Genomic DNA, 24,506 nt, shown 5'->3' with positions numbered 1-24,506 from the left:
TCAGGGGATTGAAAGCGATGTTATGTCCGCAAATGGCTGATGTTTGCCCTTGGTGAGAGGCAGCTTCTGGCCGATACCTGCCTGTCACGAGGGACGACAATCGGCCAAGAGCAGCCCGTCCCTCAGGACATGACATAAGCCTCCACCTGACTTTCCGCCCTGCGCGTGAGGTTGAATGGGATATCTTGTTGAGGCGTCAATCCGCTCAACCATTCAGGGAAGCCAATGCTGAGCTCACTCGTATCAAATGGTCAGCAACCTGCGTCCTGCCGATCAGAACTGGCGGTGCCGTGGTGGAGCTTTACCAAGACCCTCCTGGCCGCTACCGCTCTGTCTTTGGTGCGTGATGGACGGCTCCGATTGGACGCCCCGGTTCGTGATCAACCGTTCACATTACGCCAACTGCTTCGACATGAGGCAGGGCTCGCCGACTATGGTGAGCTTGCGGATTATCACGCCGCTGTCGCTAACGATGAGGCTCCGTGGTCAGTCGACGAAATGATGCAGCGCCTTGAGGGTGCCCGGCTTCGATATAGCCCCGGAACCGGATGGCGTTACTCCAATGTGGGTTACCTGCTTGTAGGCAGACTTATTGAGCAGGTGACCGATCTGTCGCTTGAAGAAGCAGTGGCTCGATACGCACTGATGCCTACGGGGCTTTCCAATGTTTATTTCGCTAAAACGCGAGCAGATTTACGAGACTCCTGCCTTGGAAATCAATCAAATTACGACCCTGGCTGGGTCTATCACGGCTTGCTGATCGGCCCCATTTCGCAAGCAGCGCTATTCCTCGACCGACTTCTCGCGGGGCATCTCCTCCCTGCGGGCTTGCTCCAGGAAATGCAGGAAGCAAAAACTTTGGGCAGCCCGATTCCAGGACGCCCATGGATTACACCGGGGTATGGTCTGGGTTTGATGCTGGGTCCGATTGAAGGGGGCTTTACCCTCTGCGGGCACACAGGTTGCGGGCCTGGTGGCGTCCTTGCCGTTTACCGTATCTGCGATGGCGGCGCATCGGCGTGCTGCGCTGTTTTTGACGAAGGTAGCAGTGAAGGATCCGTCGAAGCCCTCGTTGTCGAGAAGCTGTTACAGGCTTTGCGGTAGTGGGGTGGTGTCACGCCAACGTCAATTCACTGTCCTTGATATTCGCAATCGGCCCAAGGATCGAGGGGTCGAATTCGTCCAGGGCGGTATGGGTTGCCAGGCGGTTGGGAAGATCGGGATTGGCCAGGGCGGCCTTGCCCAGCGCGATCATATCGGCGCCGTCTCGTAATACCTGCTCGGCGCGTTGCGGTACATCCAGCCCACCATTGGCGATGATCGCCACCTGTGGTGCATACCGGCGAGCCAACTCAACCAGGCTGGCATTTCCCTCTGTGAACGCCGGTTTCCAGGCCTCAAATTCCGTCACATGGATGAAGTCTATGCCAGCGTCCTTGAGCGAGCCAAAAATGACCTCGGCGGCTGATTCGCCCTCAGGCCATTTATGTTCGTAGTCATTCACTTTGCTCTGTGAAATACGTACCCCGATGGGGGCAAGCGTGCCGATGGCCGCTCTGACTGCCTTGATGACTTCCAGTGTCAGAGCAATCCGGCCAGCGACGTTACCGCCCCAGCGGTCGTCTCTCTGATTGGTGTAGCCGGTCAGGAATTGATCCAGTAGATAGCCGTTCGCCCCATGGATTTCAACACCGTCGAAGCCCGCGGTACGGGTTGCCAGCACCGCCGCTTGTGCGAATCCCGCAATGGCATCGGCGATATCCTCATCACTCATCGCTTGGGGTAGCGGATACTGTCCCTCACCGTAATAGAACTTCATCTGCGTTCCTTTCGGTCGAACGGGCGAGGGTGCAGCGGTAGCCGTTTTAAAGCGGTTGCCCTGATTCAGCGCTCCAGCGTGCATGAGTTGTGCGAATACCGCGCCATGCCGGGCATGAACACGATCGGTCACACCACGCCAGGCCTGAGCCTGTTCAACATCGCTGATCCCCGGTTGGAAGGGGTAACCCTGAGCATACTTCTGATCGGTGTACAGCCCTTCGGTAATGACCAGGCCAAAGCGGCCTTTTGCGAATCGCTCGTAGTAACGCGCCATCTCAGCGGTCGCCAGGCCCGCCTCGGTAGCACTGACACGAGTCATGGGTGCTACGGCAAGGCGATTCCTCAATCTGAGGCGGCCAATATCATACTGAGTTAAAATCCGCTGATTGTAGTCGTTCATGCAGTCAGTCCTCGTTCATCCAAGATGCTTTTAAATAGCGATGTAGAGGACGATAAACCTGGCTTGAAACGCTGAGAAGCCAGCAAAAACGATAAGCCGCTTTATCAAAAACGGATGTAATGATGCAAATTCCAGATGTGGAAGTGTTCAGCGCCATTGCCGAAAGCGGCAGTCTTTCGGCAGCCGCTCGACGACTCGGCCTGGCGCCCATGACAGTATCTCGCAGGCTGGCATCGCTTGAAGGTGAACTAGGCGTTCGACTGTTTCATCGAACAACGCGCTCCGTCTCACTGACGGCCGAAGGCGAGACATTTCTCCCCTTTGCAACGACGCTGTTGGAAGCCAGTGAGGGGGCGAGGGTCAGTTTGAAGTCCAATGCCGGAGCTGCCAGCGGTGTCTTGAAGGTCACTGCTCCCACCGTGTTCGGGCAGGCAGTGATCATGCCGCTGATTCCCGCTCTCCTGGCAGAACACCCGGCGCTGCGGGTTGATCTGACACTATCAGACAGCATTGTGGACATTGTCGGTCTCGGGATCGATGTCGCGGTGCGCATCTCGACCCTGCGAGACTCGACTTTAATCGCGCGTCCCCTCGCACCGAACCCTCGAGTGCTGTGCGCCAGTCCGTTGTACCTGGAGCGCCACGGCATACCCGCTACGATGGACGCACTGTTGAGCCACCGCCGCATAGCGTTGCATGGGATGCCTTTCTGGCCGTTCATGCGTGACGGTGAAGCGGTTTCCATGCGGGCGGAGGGCGTTTTTTCGGCCAACAGTGTCGAGGCGGTGCGCACGGCGAGCAGGCAAGGCTTGGGGATTGCGATGCTCACGTACTGGGACATCCGTGATGATCTGGCTGCTGGAAGCCTTTGCCTGGTTGAATTGGAGGATGTTGACCCGGAACAACTGTTCATTACCGCACTATTGCCCACTCGTCAGCACGTGCCCCATAGAGTAGGAGTGTTCCTTCAGCGCCTGGAGGCGGTGCTCGATCCCCGCGACTAATGTTCCCCACTCGCAGAGAGCGATAATAATCAGCGTTGATGGAGGCAGACGAGGTGCACGTTCAGCCAGCGCACTGCGAATAAATCCGCGCCTGCAACAGCGCGAGTGACCGCCGACAAAGCAGAACAGCTATCTTGGACTAGTTTTATCTGGATCACTGAAGCCTCCGACCCCAATTCAACCAGGCCAAAGTTCGTAATGCTCAAAAAAATCGATTTGACGATCACCCACGATTACCTCAATCCATTTGCCTCGCCGGACGCCCCCAAACTAAGCCCGGAGCTGGTGGACTACCTGTTGGAGAGCGCCTGGTACTACCCCAAACTGTGCCTGCAGATCAACTGCCCCGAAAATGAGCGAGAACGCCTGCAGCAAGCCATCAGCAATACCTTTGCAGAGAAGAGCGAGCAAGTCAGAGGGGATATTCTCATCCTGCGGCTGGAAGCGCTGACACTCCTGGGCATGGCACTGGTGGTGGGGCTGATCGGCAAAGCGCTAGGCATTGAAAGCACCATCCCGGTGGCAGTATTTACCGTTACGGTGTGGATGCTGCTCTGGCGCAGCGCAGAGATATTTTTTCTGGATATCCGCAGCGCTTATCGGGAGTTGCGTAAGTACCGGCGCATAGCCAGCGCAACAAAGCAGTATTGATTGAAAGTGTTGAGTCACCGCTGATTTAACAAGTGCCCTCGAAGACCCGCTCTTGGCAGACAGAAACGATACCATCAAGCAGTCCACGAAAATGGGAGTGACTAGTTATGGTCGCTTACCTTGACCGCGTCGACCTCATTCATTTCGACACCCTGGCGAGCTTTTTTCAACGTCATCTGTAGCCGCTGAGGAGCGCAGCGAAGCAGTCGTAAAGTCAGCTTGCGCGGTTGATCAGGGATACCGCGTGTACCGGCTTGGCGACCGCTTTGCGCTCGTTCGATCAGTCTTCGCAAAACCTGATCCGGTTACCGAACGGGTCATGGACTTCCAGCACCTTGCCCCAGCCCTGCTGGACAATGTCGGGACGTCCGTACCCGTATTGCCTGGACAGCAATTCATCGCGAAGCAGCTCGATATTATGCATGGGCACAAATACCGTGGTCCCGGGGCTCGCATCACCGTGATGTTCAGAAAGGTGGATGCGCAAGCCGTTGCGGATGATCCCCAGATAGAGAGGCAGACCAGCCTCGAAGCGGTGCTCGAACTCGACGTGAAAGCCCAGGAAACCAAGGTAAAACTCACGTGCCTTGGCTTCGTCGAACATGCGCAACAGGGGGATGGGGCTTTCGAACGTTATCGCTGGCGGGGCAGTTTTCGGGTGCAGCAGCGCTGACGCTGTGTTCCAGTTCTGATAGCCCAGTTGCTGGGCTATCAACTCCAGCGCGGTCGAGTGGGTGATCTCTTGCCCGCGGGTTTTCAGCACTGCACGCAGTCGTTTGGCCATCTGCTTGGCGTGTTCAATGGAAATCATCGTTCCTCCTGGAGTCGAGTCAGTCAGGTGCTCGCGTTGCCAAACCTCGACTGCAAGAAAATCTACAGGGTTTGGGTTTTTCAAAAATACTTTCACCAGTCCCTGGAGGGCGCGAGCGGCAGGCAGTATCAGCCGGCGCCCAGCATACCCAGTTTGATGAGCCCTAAACAGATCAAGCCCCCGTCGCAGTGATACACCACCCAGCTGGAGGCTGCCCTGGGCGAGCCCCTTGTCGAACGGGGCGTTGAGGGATGCTGTTTGACCGCGCGGGGGCATCTGCCCGCTGACGGGATAATCTGTTGCTGCAGCAACATGTAACTGCTTGTATCCTTGCCCCAGGTGAGGGCATACGGCTGCCGCTATTGCCTTTCTCCCACAGTGGCTGGAACGGAAAAATGGATTTTCCATCAGGTAATGACGTGAAGCGTGATACCCATCTGGTTGTTCTTTTGCTGTTTGTCATCGGCTGCTCCCTGGCCTCGCTGACTGTCTGGAAAGTGCTGGCCTCACGTGAGCGGGCGCTGGCGGATGTGAACGTCCACGGGTTGAACCTTACCCAGGCGCTCGCGACTTACTCCGAAGGCATTGTCCGGCAAAGCTCGCTGCTGTTGCTCGGGCTCGTCGAGCGCCTGGAGACTGAAGGCAGCGGCCCCATCCAGATCCAGCGGCTGGGTGCGCTGGTCGACCGCCAGCAGCCCCTGATGCCACAGCTCAGCGGGATCACGATCTACGACAACCAGGGGCGCTGGTTGATGTCCTCCAACCGGATCCCGGTCGGGGCCAGCAGCAGTGATCGTGCCTATTTCATTCATCACCGCGACGATCCATCCCGCGAGACCTTTATCGGCCCGCCAATCCAGAGCCGTGCCAATCATGAGTGGGTGGTGACTGTCAGCCGGCGCTTCGATGATGCTCGCGGAGCGTTTGCCGGGGTGGTGGCGGTAACTCTGGGGGTTGAGAACTTCCTGCGGCTGTTTGGCAAGATCGATGTGGGGCAGGAGGGTGCAATCGGGTTGTCCTATACCGATGGTACGTTGCTGGTTCGCTATCCTTTTCGCGAGCAGGACATGGGCCGCAACTTTTCGAAGTCGCCGATCTATGCCAAATACCTGGTTGATCAATCCGTCGGTACCGCCTCGTTCACCTCCAGCCTGGATGGTGTGGAGCGGCTCTATGCCTTCCGAAAAAGCAGCCAGTTGCCGCTGATCACGACCGTCGCCCTTGGAAAACGCGAAGCCCTTGCCGCGTGGCGCATGGAGGCATTGCTGTCAGCCGTGGTGGTGACTGCGCTGCTGGGGCTTACCGGCCTGATCGGCTGGTTTTTGATCCTGGATATCCGCCGTCGAACCCAGATAGAAGATCAGTTGCGAGGGGCTCAGCAGCAATTGCTTTCGTCGAACCGCCAGCTTGAGTTGCTGGCGATGAAGGACGCCCTGACCGGCCTGGCCAACCGGCGCTGCTTTGATGTGACATTAGACATAGAGGCGCGACGGGCAAAGCGGGAAGGGACGTCTTTGGCCCTGCTGATGATCGATCTCGATCATTTCAAGCTGTACAACGATTCCCTTGGGCATGTGGCCGGAGACGCCTGTCTGCAGGCGGTTGGCAAAATTATCGAGGAGTGCGTGCGTCGACCGTCGGATGTGGTCGCCCGTTATGGCGGAGAAGAGATGAGTGTCGTCATGCCCAACACCGACATTGAGGGGGCGGCGGTGGTGGCGCAACTTATCCTCGATCGCCTGAAGCAAGCCAACATCCCCCACACCGCCAGCCCGTTGGGACGAGTCAGTGTGAGCATCGGGATGAGTTGTGCCGCAGGTGAACAGCTGGATCACATGCAGGGTTTGATCGAAGCGGCAGACCAGGCGCTGTACAGCGCCAAGACACTGGGTCGAAACCAGTTCGTGAAGCGCTGCGGATGAAGCCCGGGGGGGCTTGTGTGGGTTCCTCTCGTCGAAATCCCTGACAGAAATATTGACCAGAATCGTCCTACGGCGTTAACTGTATATTCATACAGCTAAATAAGGGCGCGGGTCATGAGCTTCACATTTCTGGGACCTCTTGCGCAGGACGGGATTGGTTTGCCGCTGTGCTCGTTCAAGATTCCGGCGGGATTCCCATCACCCGCTGCAGACCACATCGAGAAAGTCATCTCCCTTGATCAGGTACTCAATGTGCGTGCGCCCCATGTCTATCTGGCGTCGATTGATGGCGACAGCATGCAGGGGGTCGGGATTTTCTCAGGGGATCTGGCGGTCATCGATCGTTCCATTGAGCCTGTCCACGGCCATATTGTGGTGGCGCTGCTGAACAATGATCCCATCTGCAAGCGCCTGTGCTTGCGCGGCAAGGAAGTGATTCTCCGGTCTGAAAACCCTGGATACCCGGACCGGTACGTCATGGAAGGTGACGACCTGTCGATCTGGGGGGTGATCACCCACAGCGTGCGCAGTCATGGTCATTAACGTTGCTCATTGGCGGTGAGAGGGCCAATGAGCTTCAGGAAATGAGCATCAAGTCACTGTCTTTCAGCTTTTAACGGACCATCCCGATCGGTAGAATTTTCTGTTTTTTTTCAACAGGAAGTCGGCATGCAACGGATTGTGATACTGGGTAATGGCGGCAGCGGAAAATCGACCCTCGGCCGAGCCATCGGCAAGCGCCTGAACCTGCCCGTGGTGCACCTGGACCCTTTGTTCTGGGAGCCCGGCTGGATCGAACCGGATGCTGAACAGTTTCGCCAGAGGGTCAGCCAGGCAATCGCCCCGGATGCCTGGGTGTGTGAAGGCAATTATGCCCGGCGTACCTTCGACCTTCGCCTGCCCCGTGCCGACGTGATCATTTGGCTGGATACGCCGCGTCTCACGTGTTTCACCCGGGTGATCATGCGCAGCCTTACAAACCGCTCCCGCCCTGACCTTGCAGCAGGTTGCAGGGAGAAGTTCGACTGGGTGTTCCTGAAGTTTGTATGGAATTTCGACCAAGGCACACGCCCGGGTATCGAGACGGTGCGCAAAAAAGTGGGGCCGCAGGTGCCTGTCATCCACTTGCGGACGACCCGCCAGATTGCCGATTTTCTCGATGCCTTGCCCGCAATGCCTGTGTCGGGCCTTGATGGCAGGCCTGCCTGAGCCTGCAGGGCTGGGGACGTCACTCTCTGCAAGGTTGGCCGCATCCAGTCCGAGGTAAATCCCATCATTTTCAGACGCTCGCTGCCGCTCAACCATCTGATTTCAACCGGAGATAGCCTTCCTCAGGCTATCGGCAGGCGCCCTGCGCTCACCCGCTAGCGCGAATCGCGCTGAGGAGCAAAGCGGACAAGCAATACCGATACTTGATTTTATATCAAAACAGATATAATGTAATTCTCGCTGGGGTGAGAAATTCGGTGAACCCATCTTTTGGGCGCAACGAATCCAGCAGACTTCATAGACCAGAAAAGGGGACGGCGAATGACTACCAACAGATTAAGAAAATGTCTTAACGGACTGGGGAACAAACATGCGCAACCGGCAAAAGAAGGTTATCGAGTGGGTGGGTAGCAGTTTGCAAGACCTGCGGGACTTCCCAGCAGTGCCCAGGCAGCGGGCCGGGTTTCAGTTAGCTCTGCTGGAAGACGGCGATGAGCCTGACGACTTTAAGCCGATGCCTTCCGTTGGTAAGGGGGTTCAGGAAATTCGGATTGCCTGTGATGACGGGGCTTTTCGCGTGTTTTATGTGGTGAACCGGCCGGAGGCAATCTATGTGTTGCATGCCTTTCGCAAAACCACTCAAAAGACGGAAAAGCGCGATTTGGATCTGGGCCGGGCCCGGTACAAAACGCTGGGTTGAGCCCGGGGCGGCGTGGCAGGCCCTTCACCGGACGGTAAAGGGGTTAAGCCCTGGCTATGACCTGACTCGTAAGTGGTTGTGAAGGTATGTACGAAAAAACGAATTAGCTGCGAAATTGTTGTCCAACACCATGAGTGCAAGTGATTTATCAGAGGGAAAACATATGGCAAACGAACGGGCCAGCAGTGTCTGGGATGCGTTGGTTGATACGCCAGAAGAAGCCGAGAACCTGCGCGTCCGTTCTCAACTGATGCGGGCTATCCGTCAGGTCGTGAAAACCTGGGATGTTTCGCAAAAAGAGGCGGCCCAGCGGCTGCATATCACTCAGCCAAGGCTGAATGATTTGCTGAAAGGGAAAATTGACAAGTTTTCTCTGGATGCTCTGGTGAACATGTTGGCCGGTGCCAACCTGGAAATTGAAGTTCATATCAGCCACAAGGCCGCCTGATTTTCAGGCATACGTATCAAGTAAGCATAAAGGGTCGGCCATCATGTGGTTGGCCCTTTTTATTTCTGGCCTGTAAATCGTATTTACGCGGCATTGGCGGAAGCTGGCGGCGAAGCGGCCCAGCGATACCTTGTTAGTGTGGCGAAAAAAACCAGTGTAGATAAGGTCTTAGAAGAGTTGTACCCGCTGATCGGTCGAGCCAGTCGCACCTGATTAACAATAATGCTGCTTCCGTAAAAAGCCCCCCGCGCTCATGGGCAGGCGCAAGCGAGCTGGATTTTTTTAGGATATTTCGCGGAAATGAAAGCGAAAGGTCGTATGGAGCGGCTGTTTTTAAAGGCTAAATGTCTGCCGCGACCTTGTAGCCGCTGCCGAGGAACGAAGGCTGCGTTCGGCGTAATGCGGCACCTCGACGAAGCCGTCGTAAACCTGGTAAATGCGACTTACCTGATACACCGAGGTTGAATGGTTTTACGACGGCTTCGCCGCCGAACGCAGCCTTCGTTCCTCGACAGCTGCTACGGTCTGCGTGCCCATTCCTTTTCGTCCGGCCAGCTCGCCCACTCCCTGGCTGTTGACGATGACCTGTTTGCCCCACCAGCCCAGGGCTTGGAGGGTCGGTTGTAAGGCGGCTGTGAATTGCTTGAGGGTTTGCCCGCCCTGCAGCGCGGTTTCCAGTGCGCTGCGAATGTCTGACAACAGGTCAAGGCGCATGGCCCTGGCGCGCGAGTCGCCTACCTGAAAGTCCTCGTTCTCTATCCAGGATATGCAGTCATTTACTAATGCTATGTGAGTATTGTCTGCGCTAACTATTAATGGGGTAATCAATGATTTAAGACATGACATCTGCGGGATAACTGACATGGAACTTGCGCACTCTGTACAAGTTGTCGCTGTGACGAGTGGTAAGGGGGGCGTCGGAAAGACGACTGTGGCAGTGAACCTTTCTTTGGCGTTGGCGAGTCGCGGAAGACGAGTCGTCTTGCTCGATGGTGATCTTGGATTGGCGGGTGTTGATGTTGCAGTGGGCGTTATCCCCCGATACACGATTGCTGACTTGATGGAAGGTCGTTGTGCGTTATCGGATGTACTGGTGCAGGGGCCGGGAGGTGTGCGTATCGTCCCGGCTTCTGCCGGTGTCGAGAGCATGGTGAACCTGTCATCCACTCAGCACGCAGGACTGATCCAGGCCTTCAACGACATCGCCGACAGTCTGGATGTGCTGGTGATTGATACTGCGACCGGGATCGGTAAATCGGTGATCAGTTTCGCCCGGGCCTCTCAAGAGGTCTTGCTGGTGGTCTGTGACGAGCCAGCGTCTATCGCCGATGCCTACGCACTGATCAGGCTGCTGAATCGTGACTACGGGATAAACCGCTTTAGGGTTTTGGCAAACATGGTGCCTGAGTACCAGGGTGGACGCAGCGTGTTCGCCAAGTTGACGAAGATTACCGATCAATTCCTGGATGTCTCTTTGCAGTACGTGGGAGCGATTCCGTATGACGAATGCGTGCGTAAATCCGTGCAGACTCAACGCGCCGTTTATCAAAGTTTTCCGCGCTCTCAGATCGCCAAGGCATTTCAGAGCCTTGCCCTGAGGGTCGACGCCTGGCCATTGCCGGGCAGCCCCAGAGGGGGGCTGGAGTTTTTCATTGAGCAGCTCATCTCTAACTCGAGAGGGTGAGAACACCAAGGTCGCAAGCAGATCTTGCGCACACCCTGGTGCGCAAACGAGTGAGTCATTCCTGCATAGCCTGCGCACTTGTGAACGGTTAGCTCTCCAGGCCATTGCTGCAGCAAAGGCACTGGAGGATGTTGAGTCGGGAGCCGAGAGCGCTGCCGGCCGTGCGGCCACACAAGAACCTGACAAGGGCTTTGTAGAAGCTCTACACGTTTATGCCGACAGGTACTCGTCCACAGATTTCACTGTGGCGTAGCCGAACTCAAAGGCGGCCATCATCGCCGCATGCACTTGAGCGGCAGGCACGTTCACCCCGTGAAATGAGAGATCCAGGGTGGCGCAAGCATCATGCAGCACAGTAACCGGATAGCCCATGTCCGCTGCAGCACGCACGACTGCGTCAATGCACATGTGGCTCATCGCGCCTATCACCACGATATCCTGAACATCGAAAGCATCCAGCTGCTTCTTGAGGTCAGTGTCTCTGAAGGCATTGATGTGTTTTTTAACAATCACGGGCTCGTCACCTTCAGGAGCCACCTCTGGCTGAATCTGCGCGCCGCTGGAGCCTTTGACGAAAATCGGGACATTCGCATCATCGGATTCATGCCGTATGTGAAAAACAGGAATCCCTTTATTTCGCCCATGGTCGATGACCCGACGAGCATTCGCCACAGCGGCCTCGATACCGTCCAACGGTAGTTTGCCTGTGGGCAGGTATTCGTTTTGCAGATCAACTACTACAAGACCTTGTTTCATGAACGATCTCCAATCAACTTATCAATGTGATGTTGTAGTGAAAGCTGGGACGGCATTCGGGTAAGCAAGATGCCTTCTGCCTACGTCCAGCAGGGTTTGAATCAGTTATCCAGCAAATGCATCGAATACACCATTCTTGCCCAATGCGTTGAAGCCTGATAGCGGCCTAAATGACATAATTCGTTAAAATCGGGCCAAATGATCGGGGCTGCCAGATGAAATCCATACGTGTCGCTGTTCTAGCTTTTAACGGCGTGAGTCTGTTCCATCTTTCGGTGCCGGGAATGGTGTTGGGGGCGGCTCAATCCGAACCTGGCGAACCTCGATACGAGGTCAGCTACTGCACAGAGACACCTGGAATGGTGAGTTGCGACCAAGGCATCGACTTATCGGTTGCCCATGGCCTGGAGTTGATGGAGGCATCTGATGTAATTGTCATTCCATCGTGGGGCGAACAATTGATCGCGGCATCGACACCGCTTGTGAGGGCCCTTCAGCAGGCGAATGCACAAGGCAAGCTCATCGTCGGGTTGTGTTTGGGAGCATTTGTACTGGGAGAAGCCGGACTGCTTGATGGTAAAGAAGCGACCACTCACTGGGCAGGCAGAGACGAGTTTGCGCGACGCTTTCCAGAGGTTGGCTTCAGGCCCGATGTGCTCTATGTCAGTGACGGCAACATCATGACCTCGGCTGGAACGGTGGCGGCAATCGATTGTTGCCTGCATTTGGTACGCCAGCGGCTCGGAGCTGATGTGGCGAATCGCACCGCGAAGATGTTGGTGACCCCACCGCACAGGCAGGGAGGTCAGGCTCAATACGTGGAGCATCCTGTGCCCAAACTCTCTAGCGAGACTCATTTGTCCGATGTGTTGGCGTGGGCTCGAGTGAACCTGGCCAGTGATCTATCGCTCGACGCCCTGGCAGACAGGGCGAAAATGAGCAGGCGTACGTTTACGCGGCGGTTTCGGGAGGCCACTGGCAGTACCGTCTCTAAATGGTTGAATGCTCAACGAGTCGTCAGGGCGCAGGAACTGCTTGAAACGACGGATTTACCGATTGAATGCGTTGCCGGCGAGGCCGGTTTTGGAACCCCCTTGTCCTTGAGGCAACAATTTGGCGCTCAGCTTGGCACGTCGCCTTCAGAGTATCGGCGGATGTTCTCTCGCGAAACGATACCGGGCGGCAAGGCGAGCGGCAGCCAGCATCAGGCCAGAGTTCGGCATAAGTGATCCTCTTTGAAGGAGCAGTCTGGCAGGCGATGGGGAAACGGATTTTCGTAGGTTGGCTGGACGCCAGGGAGGGTCGAAAAGGGAGCTGTTGCGGAACAAAAACAAAGGGCCTGCACGAAGAATCTCATGCAAGCCCTTGATTTGTTTGGTGCCCGAACCCGGAATCGAACCGGGACGCCCTTACGAGCGGGGGATTTTAAGTCCCATGCGTCTACCAGTTTCGCCATTCGGGCGGTAGCGCTGTGAAGCGGGTCAGGAAGGAAGGTGCTTTAGAAGTCAAAGTACTCAAGAGCCTGCGTGACAGGTGGACGAATATATAGAGCCTGCGCCGATGAGGCAAGTTCGATAGCGTTCAATCAGGTACATTTTTTTGCCTGACGGCTGAGTAAAACCTTCGGAAAATCATAGATATACCGAACGCCCCAAGGTTTGTGCCGCTAAGACGGCCGTTTCTTGGGGGCTGGTCTAGGCTGCATGCACGACGATTAAAGAAGTGGATGTGATGAATACGAGTGTGGTTTACGCATTGGCTGCAGCGGCGCTGTTTGGGGCTAGTACGCCTCTGGCCAAGGTACTGGGGGCCGAGGTTCCACCCGTGATGCTGGCGGGTTTGCTGTATCTGGGCAGCGGGGTGGGCCTGCTGCTGGTGCGCTGTATTCGCGATCGAGGCTGGAAACCGTCGGGCTTGAGTGCCGGCGAGTGGCCCTGGTTGGGCGGGGCGATTGTGTTTGGCGGGATTTTGGGGCCTGTGGCCTTGATGTTCGGTCTGACCCTGACCAGTGGCGCCACCGCGTCGCTGATGTTGAATCTTGAACCCGTGCTGACTGCTCTGTTGGCGTGGGTGGTGTTCAAGGAAAACGCCGATCGGAGGATTGTGCTGGGCATGCTGGCGATTATCGCCGGGGGAGTTGTGTTGTCCTGGCCTTCAGGCACGGCGTCAAGTGTGTCGCTCTCCTTACTCGGGCCGCTGGCCGTCGCGTTTGCCTGTTTGTGCTGGGCGATTGACAACAATCTGACGCGCAAGGTGTCTGCCTCGGACGCGCTGTTTATTGCAGGGGCCAAAGGGTTGTTCGCAGGGCTGGTGAACTGCGCGATCGCGCTGATGATGGGCGCAAAGATTGCGCCACTTGCGGTGCTAAGCCCGACATTGCTGATCGGCTTTTTGGGCTACGGCGTCAGTCTGGTGCTTTTTGTACTGGCATTGCGTGGCCTGGGGGCTGCGCGGACTGGAGCGTATTTCTCGACAGCGCCTTTCCTGGGCGCGGCGATCTCTATCCTGGTCCTGGGTGAGTCGGTGTCGGTGCTGTTCTGGGTCGCGGCGGCGTTCATGATGTTTGGCGTCTGGCTGCACCTGACCGAGCGCCATGAGCATGTCCATCTGCATCAGCCGTTGCAGCACACCCATCGGCATGCCCACGACGAACATCATCAGCATGAACATGATGAAGACGTCACCGGGAACGCCCCCCATAGTCATGCCCATCAACATCACGTGATCAGTCATAGTCACCCGCACTTTCCGGATATTCATCATCGACATCGGCACTGAGTGGCTGCGTGATAGATTGAGTCGCAGGGACGCCGTAACACCCAGACCTTCAATGGAGCTATAAAGCACCCATGTTCGAACACATCGACTTCAATTACTTGCTGACAACCTATGGTTATCTGGCCATTTTCATCGGGTGTCTGCTGGAGGGTGAAACCATTCTGCTGCTGGGCGGGATGGCCGCGCACCAGCATGTGCTCAAGCTCTTGCCAGTGATTGGTTACGCCAGTCTGGCGGGGATGCTGGGTGATCAGTTGCTGTTCTGGATCGGCCGGTATTTCGGCGCTCGCCTGCTACCGCGCCTGCACAAGCAGCAGGCTGTCATCGACCGGGTCACTCAAATGATCAATCAGCATCCTGCGGTATCGATTTTTTCGGTGCGGTTTCTCTATGGCATGCGGCTGGTCGGGCCAATGGTGATTGGGGCCTGCAAGGTTTCGCCTTTGAAATTCACCTGCATCAACGCGTTGGGCGCTGCCGTATGGGCAACGCTGTTTGCCAGCGGCGGGTATTGGGCCGGGGAGTTTCTGGAAGGGATGCTGGGCGACCTCAAACCGTATCGTTTGCCGATTGCGCTAGGGGTCATTGCGCTGATGGTTGCCGTGGCCGTGGCACGTCATTACCGGGCGAGAAGCAAGGCCGTCAAATCACTTTGACGGCACGGCCGATAAATTGAATCGGGCCAGTAGGCTTTCCAGTCGTCGAGCCGTTGGGACCTTCAAGGGTCAGCTCAAAGAGTTGATTGGGCTCCAGCGGTGGCAAGCGATCCAGTGGCAATGACAAGGTTTGTCCTGGCTTGACCAGCCCCAGGGACACGGGGCCATCCCAGCCATCGCCCTTGGTCCAGAACTCCAGCGCCTTGTCGCTGGGCACCTGTGCGATGCCCAAGGGGATAAGCTGGATGTGTTGGCGGTTACTGGCCTGGATCACCCAGCCCGGTGCCTGATTTTGCGGTGCCACCAGTACCACCATGTAAGCAGGCGGGGACGCTGTCGGGGTTGCGGTCAATAACACCGTGCCCAGCACCAGGGTTGCCGCCAGGCCCGCCGCTGAAAGGCCGCGCCATAATGGCAGCAGGTTCCACCAGGATGTGCTGGCCTGAGTCCGGGGTACAGGAACATTCAGTGCGTTGAGACTGCGTTCGATTCGAGGCCACAGCTGCCTGGATGGCGTCTGTGCGGGCACCAGGTCGTTGAGTGGCAACAGGCGCGCTTCCCAGCGCTGCACCGCTGCTTGCAGGTCGGCTTCATGGGCCAGGCGCTGCTCGACTGAGCGTCGCTGTTGCGCGTCCAGGGTTCCCAACACGTATTCGCCCGCCAATGCATCAAGATCGGCCGGGTCGTTGTCTTCAGGTTTGAAAGTCATCCCATGCACTCGCGCAAGGCGCTCAAGCTGCGTTTGATCCAGGCTTTGACCGTGCCCAGGGGCGTGGCCAGTTTTTCGGCAATTTCGGCGTGGGTATAACCGTCGACGTAGGCATGCACGATGCACGTACGCCTGACGGGTTCGAGTTGTTCGAGGCAGCCGTAAATCCGCTCGGAGCCCGTTCGCCATTCCAGGGCATCCTGCGCCTGACTGCCATCGAGGTCGGCCAGGGGCTGTAGTGCCAGTTCGCTGTCTTCGCTGACTTGAAGTTCAAGGCGATTGTCGCGCATGAAGTTCAGAGCCAGATGCCGGGTCACGCTGAAAATCCAGCCCCGTGCCGACCCGCGTTGAGGGTCAAAACTGGGAGCGCGCGTCCAGATCTTGATAAAGGCGTCATGCACGATGTCCTCGGCCAGAGCGTTGTCGCGGGCAATGCGCCTGGCAACACCGAGCAGTCGTGCGCTTTCCTGGGCATACAGGGCAACCAGCGCCTGCCGTTCACCGCGGGCGCAGGCGAACAGGCAGGCTTCGTAGTCAAACAATGGCTCAGGTAGCGTCACTGTATTCAGCCGTTAAAGGTGGGACATCCCCGGGTCGTGCCCGGGCTCCATCGAAGCAGCGTAGACGAGAAACGCTACAAGCCACGGATCTTAACGGCTGGCCCAGAAAATGTAGTCAGCCTGATAAGGCACCACCTGGCGCTGGCCCTTGTTGACGGCCGTGCATTCGCTGCTTGGAGCCACGCCGCCTTTGAGGGCGACACGCTGGATATAACTCACGCCGCTCATGGCGCCTTTGCCTTCAGCCGGATTGGCCTTGACCAGTTGGTACGGCAGATTGCCTGCGCCGGCAGGAGCTACCGCGAGCTGGGTGCCCGTCACTTTGGAACCGTCCAGGGCTTGCCAGGTGGCTGGCGGGCCAAAATAGGTGCCGACTTGTTTACCATTTGTGTCGTTGAGTTGGGCTTTTGGACCTACAAAAAACCACTCCATCTGACCGGGCGCATTGGCTTTTTCTTTGCACTCGTAAGTGATTTCGCCTACGCCAACTGTCGTCATCGCCATCTTGTGTCCGTCGGGAACCCTAATGTTTTCGGGCAAATCAGCCTGGGCATAGGCGACTGGCACCCCGACAAACATCATGGCGGCAAGTGTAACGCTGGCATGGCTGATCAAGCGTTTTACGTTCATGTACCTATCTCCTGATGGGTTAACAGCGTAGTGGCTGTTACAGGTACTACCCGTGGGCGAGGGGTTTGGATGCAGTTGCAAAAAATAAACATGAAAGGCAAAGTCCGGGACCCGGTTGCGTGACTGAGCCCTTGGCCTAAGCTCTGAGTTACAGGCTCAACGCCACGGGTTTCAAGGCATTGGCAACACGCTCGCGAAGCCGGTCCGATAATAAAAGGAGATCTGGATGTTTATCCGTTTATTGATCCTTGCCAGTGTGCTGGTGAGTGGCACGGTGCAAGCTGTTGAAGTTCCAAGTCCCCTTGAACAGGATCGCGGCAAAGCTCGTCCATTGGTGATTGTTGCTCGTGCCGAGGCTGATCCAACCCTGGTAGCCCTCAAGAAAGCACTCGAAGACCCGGCCACCAAACAGGCGTTCAACGAACGCAACATGGTGCTTTATACGATTGTCGGGATCACTGGCAAACGTGATGGCAAGGACCTTGAGCCCCAGAGCACGATGTCGATGATTCGCGGACTCAAGCCGGGGATGATCATTGACAAGGCCAAAGTGATCCTGATCGGCAAGGATGGCGAAAAGAAAGTCGAGACAGTCGGCGACGTTGATCTTGGCGAGCTGTTCAAAACCATCGATGCCTTGCCTGCGGCTGAAAAGGAAACCCAGGCGCCGGTTGCGGTCGAGACTCCAGTCAAGGGTGCTGCTGCGGGCAAATCGGCCAAACCGGCAAAGCAGGTCAAGGCCCTGGAAGACTGAGTGGTCACTGAAAGACAGGCAAAAAAAGGCCCGCTGGGGGAAGCGGGCCAAATGGGATTCACTAAGGAGTGGATCCAATCTAGGCCCGGCGATGTGAAAGTGGTGTGAAAATCCCGTCGTCAAAACGAAAGTGCGCCTTCAAATGTGTGTGGTAAAAATAGAGCCCAGCTGTAGCGCAATGCCAGCACTGTAATCCGATAGGGTGAGTCAACCGCTCCTCTGACTGCCGGATACCCTCATGCCGTTCTCCCTTGAATTGATTACTGCCTTCGCACTGTTTGCGTTTGTCTCATCCATCACGCCCGGGCCCAACAACACCATGCTGCTGGCATCGGGCGTCAACTTCGGGTTCAGGCGCACCATTCCCCACGCGCTGGGCATCAGCTTCGGCTTCATGTTTCTGGTACTGGCGGTAGGGCTGGGGCTGGGCGGCGTGTTCAAGGCCGTGCCTGTGGCCTATACCGTGTTGCGTTACCTGGGCGCGGCCTACCTGCTGTACCTGGCCTGGAAAGTCGCCACGTCAGGGCCGGTTTCGGATTCGGATTCTGCCCAGGGCAAGCCTTTGGGGTTCTGGGGTGCAGCGGCGTTCCAGTGGGTCAATCCCAAGGCCTGGGTGATGGCCGTCGGTGCAATCACGACCTACACGCCGTCCCAGGGGTACATCGCCAATGTGTTCATCATCGCCCTGGTCTTTGCCGTCATCAACTTGCCCAGCGTGTGTGTCTGGGCAGGCTGTGGCAGCGCGCTACGCAGCGTTCTGACCAAACCAAAATGGTTGTTGGCGTTCAATCTGACGATGGCAACTCTGCTGGTGGTGTCGCTGTATCCGATTCTGTTTGATGTTCATTGAGCCACTCCTGACTCAGGGTTGGCGTGTCGCCCAAATACTCCAGTAACCAGGTCATGGCCGGGGAGTGATTTTTTTGCGACCAGGCAATGCATGAAGGGCTGGCCGGGAAGGGCCGTTGCAAGTGCAGCGCCACCAGCTTGCCCTGTTCAATCAAGGGCTGGGCCAGGTGGGCAGGCACCATGCCGACGCAGAGCCCGTCGCTGAGGCAGGCCAGCCCCGTGGCCCAGTCGGGCACCATCATTCTGCGCTGATTGTCCAGCGTCCAGGTGTCCCGTTTGGGCAGGCTGCGGGAGGTGTCATCCATGCACAGTGAAGGGAAGGGGCGCAGGTGATCATCGCCCAGCAACCCCGTAACCGAAGCCAGTGGATGCTGTGGGCTGACCACGCACAGCCAGTGCAGAAAGCCCATGTCGCGAAAAGCAAAGCTGCCCGCCACCGGCACTGCTCGCGTGGCGCCGATCACAATGTCGGTGCGACCGTCCACCAGCGCGTCCCACACACCGTTGTACACCTCGTACTGGACAATCAGCTCCACGTCGGGAAAGTGCCGATAGAAATCGATCACCATTTGCCGGCAGCGCGGATGCTTGATGATGGAGTCCACGGCCACCCGCAATTGACCGCTCCAGCCATTGGCAACCTGCTGGCACAGGCGTCGGGTGCCCAGCATTTTTTTCATCACGTCGCGGGCTTCTTTGACAAACATCTGCCCGGCGGGCGTCAGCTCCACATCCCTGTGGCGACGAACAAACAACGGAACGGCCAGCCACTGTTCCAACTGGCGAACGGTATAGCTGACGGCTGAGGGCACGCGGTGCAGCTCCTGGGCCGCACCACTGAAACTGCCGTGGCGGGCTACCGCATCAATGACATCCAACGAGTATTCGGACCACATGGGTTTGCCTTCAAAAAATTCGATGCCAGTTGGCAATTATTATCGCTTCACAAGCTGATCCTCGGCTGGATAATGGGCGGCAGTCAACAAATTGTTTGATGGCAAGTTTTTGGGTGCACATGAAGAATTCTTTTGGTTTTACCTGTTATCTGGCCGGGCTCAGCATGCTCGGCTACCTGGCGATGGATATGTACCTGCCTGCATTCGGCGCTTTGCGCAGTGAATTAGGGCTGTCTGCCGGCGCTGTGGGCGCGAGTCTGAGTATCTTTTTGGCCGGTTTTGCAGTGGGACAGTTGCTCTGGGGACCGCTGTCGGATCGCCTGGGTCGCAAGCCGGTGCTGCTGGCGGGACTGTCCCTGTTTGCACTGGGGTGTGGGGGCATGTTCTGGGTTGAGAGCAGCGTGTTGCTCTTGAGCTTGCGGTTTATCCAGGCCATTGGTATTTGTGCCGCGGCCGTTACCTGGCAAGCGCTGGTGATTGATCGCTACCCGGCCGACAAGGCCAGCCGTGTATTCGCCGGGATCATGCCGCTGATGGGCCTCTCACCGGCGTTGGCTCCTTTGCTGGGCGCCGTGGTCCTGAGTCACCTGGGCTGGCAAGCGATCTTCGCGGTGTTGCTGGGCCTGGCGGTACTGCTGATCATTCCCACGCTGATGCTCAAGGAAAAAGCGCGCACAACGCCCCGGACGGTAGCGTCAGGCGTGAGCTATTGGCAGCTTCTGCGCTCGGCACCGTTTAGTGGCAATGTGATGATCTTCGCGGCTTGCTCGGCCAGCTTCTTTGCCTGGTTGACGGCATCGCCTTTTATCCTGGGCGACATGGGCTACAGCCCGAGCGATATAGGCTTGAGTTACGCGCTGCCCACCCTGGCGTTTCTGGTCGGTGGCTACAGCTGTCGCAGTGCACTGCTGCGGGTCAGTGGCCGTACGCTGTTGCCCTGGTTGCTGGTCGCTTACTGCGCGAGCATGGTGGGGCTGTATCTGGTGGCCACGCAAACCGAGCCAACGCTGACCACCTTGCTGATTCCGTTTTGTTTGATGGCACTGGTTAACGGTGCGAGTTATCCCATTGTGGTTGCCAATGCCTTGATGCCGTTTTCGGAAAATTCCGGCAAAGCGGCTGCATTGCAAAACACCTTGCAGCTTGGTCTGTGTTTTCTGGGCAGCCTGCTGGTTTCGGCGTTTATCAGCCAGCCACTGCAAATCACCGTTGAAGTGATGCTGGCAACTGCGCCCTTGGCGGTGCTGGGTTACTTGATTCAGCGGCGCAAGGCAAATGCCAAGGCATTCGCGACCTCCTGAAGGTAGCGGCAGTCGTAAAATCTGAGTCCACGGTTTGCCAGGCACAACGCGTGTTCAGGTTTTGCGACCGCTTCGTCGCAGTGGCGCACCATCTCGAACGTAGCCTCGTTCTACTCGTCAACTGCTACGCGGTGGTATGAGATGCGACAACCGTAGCAGCTGACGAGCCGTGCGAGGCTGCGTCCGGCTGCGTAGCAGTCGTGATAATGCGCTGGTTTTACGACCGCCTCGCACGGCTCGTCAGCGGCTACAGGTTTGGTGGCCTAGCAGGTGGATCAGGCCACATCCACCAGCACGATTTCGCTGTCTTCAATGGCTGTCACGCGCAGTACCGACTCATCGACCACCGCCACGCCGTCACGGGCGCTGGCACGCAGGCCGTTGACTTCGATCACCCCGGTGGCAGGTACCAGGTAGGCGCGGCGGCCACTGTCCAGCCGGTACTCGGCTGTTTCTCCGGCCTTGAGGTTGGCGGCGACCAGTCGTGCATCAGCGCGAATACCCAGGCTTTCGTGGTCCCCATCCTTGCCGCTGGCCAGGGTCACAAAGCCTTCGCGCTGGCCTTTGGGGAAGGGCCGGGCGCCCCAGGACGGTGCCTCGCCTTCCTTGTTCGGGATGATCCAGATCTGGAAGATCCTGGTCGGTGTCGACTCCATGTTGTATTCGCTGTGAGCAATGCCGGTGCCCGCACTCATGACCTGGACATCGCCCGCTTCAGTGCGGCCCTTGTTGCCCAGGTTGTCCTCGTGGGTGATTGCACCTTCACGCACATAGGTGATGATTTCCATGTCGCGGTGAGGGTGCTTCGGGAAACCGGTGCCAGGGGCGATAACGTCGTCGTTCCACACCCGCAGGTTGCCCCAGTTCATACGCTGTGGGTCGTAGTATTCGGCGAATGAAAAGTGGTGATGGGCGTCCAGCCAGCCGTGGTTGGCACCGCCCAGGGTAGTGAAGGGTCTGAGTTCAAGCATGATGCGTCTCCTGTTCAGGTTGCCCGTGGGTGTGAACGGCTACCCGGTTGATAATGGTGTGATTCTCTGCCAGGAACATATCGATAAAAAGCTTAAAAAATGCGTGTAACCAATCTAATAAATAGATGTCTAGTGTTGTCTCTAAATAGGCTTTACCTTCACTGCCTGCCCTAAACGGCTGATGCTCAAGCAATTAGCTAGATCTCTGTGCGCAATGGGGCGACCATAGCCCATCCGCCCGGACAGCCTCACACCCTGGAGTCAGCGTGCCGCAACACACCCCCGAACTGCCTGAAGAACTTGCCCCCATTACCCAATTGCCATTGTTCAAGCGCCTGGCTGCGCGATTATTTGGCAGTGGTTTGAACCGTTTGCGGGCACAACATGCTGCGTCCTGGTTGCAAGGCCAGGCGGACGGGTTTCGCAGCGGGCACAGTGCCGGGGTCGATTACGGCTTTTCAGAGGGCCATGCCGAAGGCCTGGAAGAGGGCCGTCAGGTGCTGTTTATCAGCGACACGCGCCCGCAGGAGCTGCGGGCGCCCGGTATCGATGACAACCTGTTCGATGACTGGCGGCTGCCGCTGGGGCCAGAACTGAAAAAGCAGATCAAGGCGGATGTTGCCGCCATCCTGCCCGAGCACGCTCAGCCCAGTGCCGCACAGTGGAAGATGATCTTCAGCGATACGCCGTCTACCTCCGTGGTCGCGGGTGCCGGGGCAGGGAAGTCGACATCGCTGGTGTTGCGGATCCTGCTGCTGACCCACTACCTGGGTTTTGAGCTCGATTCGATGACCGTCGTGACCTTTACCCGCGAATCGCGCAAGGATTTCATCAAGAAGCTGCAAGAGATTTTTGCCTTGTGGGGCCGCACCCTGTCGCTCAAGGAAGCCCGGGATGTAGTGCGCACCTTTCACTCGCGGATTTTGCCCATGGTGCGCAGCTTGCCCGGCTACTCCCGGTTGCAGGCCTTCGAGACCCTGAACACCCGTAGCCTGCTCAACGATGAAGATGCCGACAGCAACCCGTTTGACCTGCGCATCAACGATGCCCAGCGTCAGCAGCTCAATGCCTGCTACCACGGTCTGTACACCCGCGATGAGCGCTTTCGTCAGACCCTGGCACCTCTGCGCATGCATGCCTTGCAGCTCAAGGAGCTGGAGCGCGACCATCCTGAAGTGCAAAAGCGCATGGCCGTGACCGAACTGGCCGCCAAGCGCGATGAAGAACTCTGCGACACCCTGGAAGACTTGTGGTTTGCCGCCGGTGCGTGGCCGATCAAAGGTATCGAGCCCAATCGCGAAACCGTCGAGATCAATGGCTCGCAGTTCCATTGCCACGGTTACATTGCCGAGCTGGATGCCTGGGTAGTACTGGGCTTCGATCCTCGGGAGAATCCGCAGATTTGCCGTCCAGGTGCCCGGCTCAGTGTGCGTGCCGAGTGGGCAGTAAAGCGCACTCTGTTTCGAGCTTTCTGCGGTAAGCCATTGATTTGGCTAGATAGTTATGACTCTGCCAAGCGTGTTATCAGTTCAATGGCGGGTGATGCCAGCGCAGGCCCGGGCTTTGATTACAAACTCAAGGGTGAGTTGGGTTCAGCGCCGCTGCTCGACAGTTTTGTCGCGGCGGCAAGCTTTATCGAGAACCTGGGGCTCGACGTGGCGGCGGCGGTGGGCGATATGCGCTTTGCCAAGGAAGACCCGGACCGTTTCTTCTTTGAGGCCTTGAGCCTGTACTGGAGGGCGCTGGAGGATCATCTGCTGGCCCAGACGCCACCGGTCATGACTTACAACCGCATGTTCTCCCTGTTTGGCGAGAATACCCCGCAGAATTTCAAGTTGCTGAGCCATGAGCAACTGCGCCCGCTGTCCCATCTGATGATCGATGAGTTTCAGGACGTCTCACCGCAGATCGTGTCCTGGTTGCGCGCCAGCTTGCGCGAAATCCGCAGTCGTGGACCGGCGATGCATGTGGGGCGCGGGGCCCAGCGCTCGTCGCTGCTGTGTGTCGGGGATGACTGGCAATCGATCTACGGCTGGCGAGGCAGCTCGCCCAAATACTTCATGGAGTTCAACAAGGAATTCCCGTCGCCCGCGACCACGCGGGTGATGCTCAGCGACAACTTCCGCAGTCATCAGCACATCATCGATGCGGCCGAGCATATTGTGCGCGCGGCGCCCTCCATTGCCGGCAAAAAGGCCAAGGCCAGTGGCGAGCCCAAGACGCCAGTTCCGGTCAATGTGCTGCATCGCGATGATCAGGGGTTGGCTGCGCGCCTGATCGAGCATTACAACGCCGGTGACAGCATCTTGATGTTGTATCGAAAAAGTAGCGATAAACTATTGATAGAAAAGGATATTCAGTCTGTAGTTAATGTTGATTCTAGGTTGGCGCCTGAGGATCGCAGGCTTAAGCAACTGACCTATCACAGCTCCAAGGGATTGCAGGCGGATGCCGTTTTCTTGCTGGGTGACTGCCAGCACCTGACGTCTTCGCCCTACAAGAATCAGGTGTATCGCATGGCTGGCCTGGGCAAGGACGCAGACCCTGAGCCTTATGACAGCGCCCAGAAAGACGAAATCCTGCGGCTGGCCTATGTAGGCATCACCCGGGCGGTCAAGCACTGCTATTGGTATCTGGAAAATCAGGATGCCCAGGGACCGAATGTCCCCAAGGCCTCTGATCGTGTGCCTCAAGGCAAGGCGTTTTTTGAGGATTTGCGGGCGTAATCTTCAGCAAGCGTCGAAACGGTAAGGCCGTCCATCTGCCATCCGCCCTGGATGGCATCACCGCACCCGAATGACCGCACTCGAATAACTGCACTCGAATAACTGCACTTGAATGACCGCACTTGAATGAGTAGGGCTCAGCAACTGAATCGCCCCGGATTCTCTAGACACCTTGCAAGCTCATTGCGTAACGCTTTTCAAACTCTACCGGTGACAGCCGATTGTTGAAACCATGGCGGCGTTTTGCGTTGTAGAACATCTCGATGTAAT

General features: G+C 57.3%; 25 protein-coding genes and 1 tRNA gene. 16 read left to right on the top strand and 10 right to left on the bottom strand.

What is annotated here, in order from left to right; all coding sequences use genetic code 11:
- Window positions 1-225: 225 nt before the first annotated feature.
- On the top strand, window positions 226-1,104 hold the full coding sequence (locus tag AACY07_RS14810; RefSeq protein ID WP_339475589.1) for a serine hydrolase domain-containing protein: 879 nt from the start codon (window positions 226-228) through the stop codon (window positions 1,102-1,104).
- 10 nt (window positions 1,105-1,114) lie between these two features.
- Here the strand turns inward: AACY07_RS14810 and AACY07_RS14805 are convergent, their stop codons facing one another.
- Window positions 1,115-2,221 (bottom strand): NADH:flavin oxidoreductase, encoded by a 1,107-nt coding sequence (locus tag AACY07_RS14805; RefSeq protein ID WP_339475588.1) that lies wholly within the window; start codon window positions 2,219-2,221, stop codon window positions 1,115-1,117.
- Window positions 2,222-2,343: 122 nt separating this feature from the next.
- Here AACY07_RS14805 and AACY07_RS14800 point away from each other — a divergent pair, with 122 nt between their 5' ends.
- Together AACY07_RS14800 and AACY07_RS14795 are read left to right on the top strand one after the other, a co-directional pair.
- Window positions 2,344-3,225, top strand: coding sequence for a LysR family transcriptional regulator (locus AACY07_RS14800; RefSeq protein WP_339475587.1), 882 nt, complete (start codon window positions 2,344-2,346; stop codon window positions 3,223-3,225).
- 198 nt (window positions 3,226-3,423) lie between these two features.
- On the top strand, window positions 3,424-3,876 hold the full coding sequence (locus tag AACY07_RS14795; protein ID WP_339475919.1) for a hypothetical protein: 453 nt from the start codon (window positions 3,424-3,426) through the stop codon (window positions 3,874-3,876).
- Window positions 3,877-4,156: 280 nt separating this feature from the next.
- Here the strand turns inward: AACY07_RS14795 and AACY07_RS14790 are convergent, their stop codons facing one another.
- A complete protein-coding gene (locus tag AACY07_RS14790; protein ID WP_339475585.1) occupies window positions 4,157-4,687 on the bottom strand; it encodes a glyoxalase superfamily protein in 531 nt (176 codons plus the stop codon).
- Window positions 4,688-5,106: 419 nt separating this feature from the next.
- On the opposite strand from AACY07_RS14790, the gene AACY07_RS14785 reads away from it, so the two are divergent.
- The 5 genes from AACY07_RS14785 to AACY07_RS14765 all read left to right on the top strand — a co-directional run bounded on the left by AACY07_RS14785 (window position 5,107) and on the right by AACY07_RS14765 (window position 8,966).
- On the top strand, window positions 5,107-6,609 hold the full coding sequence (locus tag AACY07_RS14785) for a GGDEF domain-containing protein (RefSeq protein ID WP_339475918.1): 1,503 nt from the start codon (window positions 5,107-5,109) through the stop codon (window positions 6,607-6,609).
- Window positions 6,610-6,723: 114 nt separating this feature from the next.
- The gene (locus AACY07_RS14780) at window positions 6,724-7,152 is read left to right on the top strand and encodes a LexA family protein (RefSeq protein WP_339475583.1); all 429 of its coding nucleotides are present in this window, start codon (window positions 6,724-6,726) and stop codon (window positions 7,150-7,152) included.
- A 126-nt stretch (window positions 7,153-7,278) separates the two neighbouring features.
- Complete coding sequence (locus tag AACY07_RS14775; RefSeq protein WP_339475580.1) at window positions 7,279-7,818, top strand: AAA family ATPase; 540 nt, start codon at window positions 7,279-7,281, stop codon at window positions 7,816-7,818.
- 370 nt (window positions 7,819-8,188) lie between these two features.
- Window positions 8,189-8,518 carry a type II toxin-antitoxin system RelE/ParE family toxin gene (locus AACY07_RS14770; protein WP_339475577.1) on the top strand — a complete coding sequence of 110 codons (330 nt, stop codon included), beginning with the start codon at window positions 8,189-8,191 and terminating at the stop codon, window positions 8,516-8,518.
- 163 nt (window positions 8,519-8,681) lie between these two features.
- Window positions 8,682-8,966: a helix-turn-helix domain-containing protein gene (locus AACY07_RS14765; RefSeq protein WP_339475916.1), complete on the top strand. Its 285-nt coding sequence runs from the start codon at window positions 8,682-8,684 to the stop codon at window positions 8,964-8,966.
- Window positions 8,967-9,437: 471 nt separating this feature from the next.
- Here AACY07_RS14765 and AACY07_RS14760 read toward each other — a convergent pair whose 3' ends face one another.
- Window positions 9,438-9,680 carry a hypothetical protein gene (locus AACY07_RS14760; RefSeq protein ID WP_339475574.1) on the bottom strand — a complete coding sequence of 81 codons (243 nt, stop codon included), beginning with the start codon at window positions 9,678-9,680 and terminating at the stop codon, window positions 9,438-9,440.
- A 148-nt stretch (window positions 9,681-9,828) separates the two neighbouring features.
- Between AACY07_RS14760 and AACY07_RS14755 the strand changes: the two genes are divergently transcribed.
- Window positions 9,829-10,650 (top strand): MinD/ParA family protein, encoded by an 822-nt coding sequence (locus AACY07_RS14755; RefSeq protein ID WP_339475571.1) that lies wholly within the window; start codon window positions 9,829-9,831, stop codon window positions 10,648-10,650.
- Window positions 10,651-10,860: 210 nt separating this feature from the next.
- Here AACY07_RS14755 and AACY07_RS14750 read toward each other — a convergent pair whose 3' ends face one another.
- The gene (locus AACY07_RS14750) at window positions 10,861-11,406 is read right to left on the bottom strand and encodes a cysteine hydrolase family protein (RefSeq protein ID WP_339475568.1); all 546 of its coding nucleotides are present in this window, start codon (window positions 11,404-11,406) and stop codon (window positions 10,861-10,863) included.
- Window positions 11,407-11,621: 215 nt separating this feature from the next.
- Between AACY07_RS14750 and AACY07_RS14745 the strand changes: the two genes are divergently transcribed.
- Window positions 11,622-12,635 carry a GlxA family transcriptional regulator gene (locus AACY07_RS14745; RefSeq protein WP_339475566.1) on the top strand — a complete coding sequence of 338 codons (1,014 nt, stop codon included), beginning with the start codon at window positions 11,622-11,624 and terminating at the stop codon, window positions 12,633-12,635.
- Window positions 12,636-12,781: 146 nt separating this feature from the next.
- Here AACY07_RS14745 and AACY07_RS14740 read toward each other — a convergent pair.
- A tRNA-Leu gene (locus AACY07_RS14740) sits at window positions 12,782-12,868 on the bottom strand.
- 269 nt (window positions 12,869-13,137) lie between these two features.
- Here AACY07_RS14740 and AACY07_RS14735 point away from each other — a divergent pair.
- Window positions 13,138-14,184, top strand: a complete 1,047-nt coding sequence (locus AACY07_RS14735) for a DMT family transporter (RefSeq protein ID WP_339475564.1) — start codon at window positions 13,138-13,140, stop codon at window positions 14,182-14,184.
- A 71-nt stretch (window positions 14,185-14,255) separates the two neighbouring features.
- Window positions 14,256-14,840: a DedA family protein gene (locus AACY07_RS14730; RefSeq protein WP_339475562.1), complete on the top strand. Its 585-nt coding sequence runs from the start codon at window positions 14,256-14,258 to the stop codon at window positions 14,838-14,840.
- Here the strand turns inward: AACY07_RS14730 and AACY07_RS14725 are convergent.
- The 3 genes from AACY07_RS14725 to AACY07_RS14715 form a co-directional block, all read right to left on the bottom strand.
- The gene (locus AACY07_RS14725; protein WP_326426928.1) at window positions 14,827-15,549 is read right to left on the bottom strand and encodes an anti-sigma factor; all 723 of its coding nucleotides are present in this window, start codon (window positions 15,547-15,549) and stop codon (window positions 14,827-14,829) included. The genes AACY07_RS14730 and AACY07_RS14725 overlap by 14 nt on opposite strands.
- Window positions 15,546-16,109, bottom strand: coding sequence for a sigma-70 family RNA polymerase sigma factor (locus AACY07_RS14720; RefSeq protein ID WP_339475560.1), 564 nt, complete (start codon window positions 16,107-16,109; stop codon window positions 15,546-15,548). The genes AACY07_RS14725 and AACY07_RS14720 overlap by 4 nt, the downstream gene beginning before the upstream one ends.
- Window positions 16,110-16,199: 90 nt before the next feature.
- The gene (locus AACY07_RS14715; protein ID WP_133078008.1) at window positions 16,200-16,739 is read right to left on the bottom strand and encodes a DUF3455 domain-containing protein; all 540 of its coding nucleotides are present in this window, start codon (window positions 16,737-16,739) and stop codon (window positions 16,200-16,202) included.
- A 226-nt stretch (window positions 16,740-16,965) separates the two neighbouring features.
- Between AACY07_RS14715 and AACY07_RS14710 the strand changes: the two genes are divergently transcribed.
- Window positions 16,966-17,493, top strand: a complete 528-nt coding sequence (locus AACY07_RS14710; RefSeq protein ID WP_133078009.1) for a DUF4174 domain-containing protein — start codon at window positions 16,966-16,968, stop codon at window positions 17,491-17,493.
- Window positions 17,494-17,731: 238 nt separating this feature from the next.
- The gene (locus AACY07_RS14705) at window positions 17,732-18,343 is read left to right on the top strand and encodes a LysE family translocator (protein WP_133078010.1); all 612 of its coding nucleotides are present in this window, start codon (window positions 17,732-17,734) and stop codon (window positions 18,341-18,343) included.
- On the opposite strand, the gene punR is transcribed toward AACY07_RS14705, so the two are convergent.
- A complete protein-coding gene (gene punR / locus AACY07_RS14700; RefSeq protein WP_339475556.1) occupies window positions 18,279-19,238 on the bottom strand; it encodes a DNA-binding transcriptional activator PunR in 960 nt (319 codons plus the stop codon). The genes AACY07_RS14705 and punR overlap by 65 nt on opposite strands.
- A 119-nt stretch (window positions 19,239-19,357) precedes the next feature.
- On the opposite strand from punR, the gene punC reads away from it, so the two are divergent.
- Window positions 19,358-20,539, top strand: a complete 1,182-nt coding sequence (gene punC, locus AACY07_RS14695) for a purine nucleoside transporter PunC (protein WP_133078012.1) — start codon at window positions 19,358-19,360, stop codon at window positions 20,537-20,539.
- 275 nt (window positions 20,540-20,814) lie between these two features.
- On the opposite strand, the gene AACY07_RS14690 is transcribed toward punC, so the two are convergent.
- On the bottom strand, window positions 20,815-21,510 hold the full coding sequence (locus AACY07_RS14690; RefSeq protein WP_133078013.1) for a pirin family protein: 696 nt from the start codon (window positions 21,508-21,510) through the stop codon (window positions 20,815-20,817).
- Between the two features lie 266 nt (window positions 21,511-21,776).
- On the opposite strand from AACY07_RS14690, the gene AACY07_RS14685 reads away from it, so the two are divergent.
- Complete coding sequence (locus AACY07_RS14685) at window positions 21,777-24,236, top strand: UvrD-helicase domain-containing protein (RefSeq protein WP_339475554.1); 2,460 nt, start codon at window positions 21,777-21,779, stop codon at window positions 24,234-24,236.
- Window positions 24,237-24,506 lie beyond the last annotated feature (270 nt).

Origin of the sequence: Pseudomonas sp. RL_5y_Pfl2_69 (assembly GCF_963970465.1) — a bacterium.
Taxonomy (GTDB): Bacteria; Pseudomonadota; Gammaproteobacteria; order Pseudomonadales; family Pseudomonadaceae; genus Aquipseudomonas.
This window is presented reverse-complemented; position numbering and strand designations above follow the sequence as displayed.

Excerpts from the sequence above, each read along its gene's own strand:
- AACY07_RS14760 (WP_339475574.1), bottom strand. The coding sequence starts at position 9,680 with ATGCGCCTTGACCTGTTGTCAGACATTCGCAGCGCACTGGAAACCGCG.
- AACY07_RS14765 (WP_339475916.1), top strand. The coding sequence starts at position 8,682 with ATGGCAAACGAACGGGCCAGCAGTGTCTGGGATGCGTTGGTTGATACG.
- AACY07_RS14730 (WP_339475562.1), top strand. The coding sequence starts at position 14,256 with ATGTTCGAACACATCGACTTCAATTACTTGCTGACAACCTATGGTTAT.
- AACY07_RS14755 (WP_339475571.1), top strand. The coding sequence starts at position 9,829 with ATGGAACTTGCGCACTCTGTACAAGTTGTCGCTGTGACGAGTGGTAAG.
- AACY07_RS14750 (WP_339475568.1), bottom strand. The coding sequence starts at position 11,406 with ATGAAACAAGGTCTTGTAGTAGTTGATCTGCAAAACGAATACCTGCCC.
- AACY07_RS14705 (WP_133078010.1), top strand. The coding sequence starts at position 17,732 with ATGCCGTTCTCCCTTGAATTGATTACTGCCTTCGCACTGTTTGCGTTT.
- punR (WP_339475556.1), bottom strand. The coding sequence starts at position 19,238 with ATGTGGTCCGAATACTCGTTGGATGTCATTGATGCGGTAGCCCGCCAC.
- AACY07_RS14810 (WP_339475589.1), top strand. The coding sequence starts at position 226 with ATGCTGAGCTCACTCGTATCAAATGGTCAGCAACCTGCGTCCTGCCGA.
- AACY07_RS14735 (WP_339475564.1), top strand. The coding sequence starts at position 13,138 with ATGAATACGAGTGTGGTTTACGCATTGGCTGCAGCGGCGCTGTTTGGG.
- AACY07_RS14775 (WP_339475580.1), top strand. The coding sequence starts at position 7,279 with ATGCAACGGATTGTGATACTGGGTAATGGCGGCAGCGGAAAATCGACC.
- punC (WP_133078012.1), top strand. The coding sequence starts at position 19,358 with ATGAAGAATTCTTTTGGTTTTACCTGTTATCTGGCCGGGCTCAGCATG.
- AACY07_RS14770 (WP_339475577.1), top strand. The coding sequence starts at position 8,189 with ATGCGCAACCGGCAAAAGAAGGTTATCGAGTGGGTGGGTAGCAGTTTG.
- AACY07_RS14805 (WP_339475588.1), bottom strand. The coding sequence starts at position 2,221 with ATGAACGACTACAATCAGCGGATTTTAACTCAGTATGATATTGGCCGC.
- AACY07_RS14790 (WP_339475585.1), bottom strand. The coding sequence starts at position 4,687 with ATGATTTCCATTGAACACGCCAAGCAGATGGCCAAACGACTGCGTGCA.
- AACY07_RS14800 (WP_339475587.1), top strand. The coding sequence starts at position 2,344 with ATGCAAATTCCAGATGTGGAAGTGTTCAGCGCCATTGCCGAAAGCGGC.
- AACY07_RS14745 (WP_339475566.1), top strand. The coding sequence starts at position 11,622 with ATGAAATCCATACGTGTCGCTGTTCTAGCTTTTAACGGCGTGAGTCTG.
- AACY07_RS14780 (WP_339475583.1), top strand. The coding sequence starts at position 6,724 with ATGAGCTTCACATTTCTGGGACCTCTTGCGCAGGACGGGATTGGTTTG.
- AACY07_RS14690 (WP_133078013.1), bottom strand. The coding sequence starts at position 21,510 with ATGCTTGAACTCAGACCCTTCACTACCCTGGGCGGTGCCAACCACGGC.
- AACY07_RS14795 (WP_339475919.1), top strand. The coding sequence starts at position 3,424 with ATGCTCAAAAAAATCGATTTGACGATCACCCACGATTACCTCAATCCA.
- AACY07_RS14725 (WP_326426928.1), bottom strand. The coding sequence starts at position 15,549 with ATGACTTTCAAACCTGAAGACAACGACCCGGCCGATCTTGATGCATTG.
- AACY07_RS14715 (WP_133078008.1), bottom strand. The coding sequence starts at position 16,739 with ATGAACGTAAAACGCTTGATCAGCCATGCCAGCGTTACACTTGCCGCC.
- AACY07_RS14710 (WP_133078009.1), top strand. The coding sequence starts at position 16,966 with ATGTTTATCCGTTTATTGATCCTTGCCAGTGTGCTGGTGAGTGGCACG.